Origin of the sequence: Gudongella ferriphila (assembly GCF_046224405.1) — a bacterium.
Lineage (GTDB): Bacteria > Bacillota > Clostridia > Tissierellales > Tissierellaceae > Gudongella.
Genome location: NZ_JBJXRK010000053.1, coordinates 1 through 3,115 on the forward strand (window position 1 = coordinate 1; position 3,115 = coordinate 3,115).

Here is a 3,115-nt window from a genome sequence, read left to right on the forward strand (position 1 = left end):
AATATAAATGCTACCAAATATCTAACTAAAGAAAGAACAAAATGTCTCAATTACATGTTACACTGGATACTGAACTCTTGCACGGACTTTATCTTATTCAAAGGCTTGATACATATTTTGTCTGTCAAGTATAATAAACTTGTCATAAAGTGCCTTCTACTCCTTTTTTTGCTTAGAAATAGTCTTAATTTAGTGACCTTGGATTCCTTTTACTTATTCGCCTGTATCAATCAGACTATCCAAGTTACATCTAGGTTCGTTGATAACTACTTCCACCTTAGACATATTACATGCCCATCAAACCAACAAACCTAAAGAGACTCAAGGGTGTCTTTGGGTTTATTTAAATCATTTAACTTTTATTGACTCAAGACCTCAGCATAGTTCAAAAAACGTTATTGTATATTACGATCCACAGAATATTTTAAATATTTTGTTGCTGAAGTTCTAATTCCTGTTTTTGTTCCTACTAAAAACCCATCCATATACCATTTTTGTGTCCAATTAGAAGATTTTTCATAGAATTTTACTCTAAATTCTCTAGAGTTAAAAAAACTTGTTTCCTCTGGACCTTCAAACGTATGTGATTTAATATACGTAGCAGTTATATCTGCTCCAACTGTTATAGGTACATAAGGTGTACCTGTATAACTAGCGTTTAAATTTATCTTTATTTCTGATGTTAATGTATATGATTCACCTTTTGCAACTGATGCTACAAACGCATCTTTTTTTACATATTCAGTTCCCCAAGCTCCATATGTTGTTTCATACGTATTACCAACCCCCCACATTGGTTCAATTAAATCTTTAGAAAAAGAATCTTCTTCTGCATAACCAATTTCTTCTATAGTTATTAAAATCTCTTCTTCTTGATAATCTTTTGCAATAGATTCTAAGTCTTCATTTGTTATTAATTGAGAATACTTTTTGGAGATCTTGAACGTTATTCCATCTACATTCTTCTCAATAAAATTTTCACTTTTATTATTTTTTTCAGTATTATTAGCAGAATTTGCAAATACTGAACTAGTAAATAATAAAGTAATAGAAAGTACGAGTAATAAGATTTTTTTCATGTTTACCCTCCTTCATAATTTAACCGTTTTGTCTTTGCTTGTAGCTGCTTGAATTTAAATCCCACCACTAAAATCTTCTCATTTTTCTTACACTGTCCGGCAGCTCTGATTGATGAGCAAATAGAGCACAGACATGATTTGCCTCAGCAAAAGATAATAGAAGCGAGATTGATGCCAAGACAGCTTGTAAATTTCCAAATTTTTTTATCATTTTACACTACCTCCTTTCGCTGCCATTATACCTTTAAAGACAATGCTTTCCCCCCAATATGCAAAATTCGTATTAAAATCGACATAAATCGTCTAAAATAAAAAATGGAACCTGAATTACTAGTCAGATCCAATTTCTATACTGTATTTTGTAATAACTTGACTTGTGGCACCCTTAGCTTCTCAAAACATAGAGAAGATCATTCGCAAACTTTGCAATGTCAATCTAAGAATAAATCAAACATTCTTTTATAGTCAATGAAAATTATGGAAAATACTATTAAAAAATATACAAGTAGTACTCCAAACAGGTAAGCTATATCCTTATCTGCTATATAAAGTTTGTATAGTAAATAAGAACCTTTACCTCCAAAACTTAAAATAAACATGAATAGAACAAGTGGAAATGCAATTTTTGAATCTACCAAATTAGCATATTTTATAAAAACATAAAAGACTGGCAGCTCAGTTAATAATATAAGAAATCTACTAATTTGTTTGTTGTTTTCATTTTTTTTGGCTGCATTAGAATTAAAGAAAACAACTCTAAAACCTATACTTACAATCATGATTGAAAACAATAATATGTTGAAAACTAAAGAATTATAACTTAAAGACACCTATATCACTCCAATCTAATAGTATTATACCAGAAGGGCCACATAAAGTAGCCCTTAGTATATCAATATTACCAGTTGTTCTTATCTTGTATTGCATATCCAAATGGAGCATACAGTGTTAAATTATTAGCACCCCAATCGTGTATTACTGTCGCTTGTCCTTCCATAACATCGTCAACTGTTAAGATTCTTGCTCGACCTGACCCATCTAATACTTGATCCCACTGATAATTACTGATCATACTATTTGCAAATTTGACTGCATCTAAAAATGCACCAATATAAGGAATTCTAGCAATCAATATGTAGGTCACAATATCATTAACGCTAAATCTATTTACATCACGATACCAGTTACTTGTTTCAGTTGTACTAAGTCCTACCGTTGTGCCAGAAGTTCTGTAGTCACCCCAAGCAATGGCACCAGACTTATTGCTTGGTACCGTATAAGAAGCCGCTCTGTAAGGAACAACATTTCCTGAAGCAATAGCATTCTCATATTCAATTATTTGCTTAAATTCATCTTCAATACACTTTTCAAAAATATAATACATATTCTCTTTGCCTTGTTCTTTTAGTTGTCTTTTTACAGATACTAAGCTCTCATCTTTTCTAATCTCCAATTCGCTAATATTTAAAGGTATCCTTTCGATCATTTCTGAATCATCATTATAGATAAAATCTGAATTTGTAGCAAAAACAGTTGTAGCCCCCAGTAACTGTACTAAAACTAAAATAACAGCTATTGCTAATTTGGTATTTTTCATTTGTAATTCCTCCTTGTCACATAGCAACATTTTTGGGAGATAACCCTCTTTTCAATCTGGCTGACTTTGTTTCTCCATTATCTTCTCACCACTAGAATCTTCTCATTTTTCTTACACTGTCCGGCAACTCCGATTGATGAGCAAATAGAGCACAGGCCTGATTTGCTGCAGCAAAAGATAATAGAAGCGAGATTGATGCCAAGATAGCTTGCAACTTTCCAAATCTTTTTATCATTTTACACTACCTTCTTTCGCTGCCATTATACCTTTAAAAACAATGATTTCTCCCCAACATGCAAAATTCGTATTAAAATCGACATAAATAGTCTAAAATAAAAAATGGAACCTGAATTTCTATCTAGGTTCCACTTCCCTAATTGTACTTTTGACTACCATTTATTGTATTTTTAGATTACCATTAAAAATAGTAATACCGTCC

5 protein-coding genes are annotated in these 3,115 nt (G+C 31.7%); all 5 read right to left on the bottom strand.

Annotated elements, in window-relative coordinates:
- Positions 1-395: 395 nt before the first annotated feature.
- The 5 genes from ACKVDP_RS13570 to ACKVDP_RS13590 all read right to left on the bottom strand — a co-directional run bounded on the left by ACKVDP_RS13570 (position 396) and on the right by ACKVDP_RS13590 (position 2,911).
- The gene (locus ACKVDP_RS13570; protein ID WP_409229439.1) at positions 396-1,079 is read right to left on the bottom strand and encodes a hypothetical protein; all 684 of its coding nucleotides are present in this window, start codon (positions 1,077-1,079) and stop codon (positions 396-398) included.
- Positions 1,080-1,146: 67 nt separating this feature from the next.
- On the bottom strand, positions 1,147-1,290 hold the full coding sequence (locus ACKVDP_RS13575) for an AgrD family cyclic lactone autoinducer peptide (protein ID WP_409229440.1): 144 nt from the start codon (positions 1,288-1,290) through the stop codon (positions 1,147-1,149).
- 220 nt (positions 1,291-1,510) lie between these two features.
- Complete coding sequence (locus tag ACKVDP_RS13580) at positions 1,511-1,909, bottom strand: hypothetical protein (RefSeq protein WP_409229441.1); 399 nt, start codon at positions 1,907-1,909, stop codon at positions 1,511-1,513.
- Between the two features lie 68 nt (positions 1,910-1,977).
- Complete coding sequence (locus ACKVDP_RS13585; protein WP_409229442.1) at positions 1,978-2,676, bottom strand: hypothetical protein; 699 nt, start codon at positions 2,674-2,676, stop codon at positions 1,978-1,980.
- 91 nt (positions 2,677-2,767) lie between these two features.
- A complete protein-coding gene (locus ACKVDP_RS13590) occupies positions 2,768-2,911 on the bottom strand; it encodes a cyclic lactone autoinducer peptide (RefSeq protein ID WP_409229443.1) in 144 nt (47 codons plus the stop codon).
- Positions 2,912-3,115: the final 204 nt, after the last annotated feature.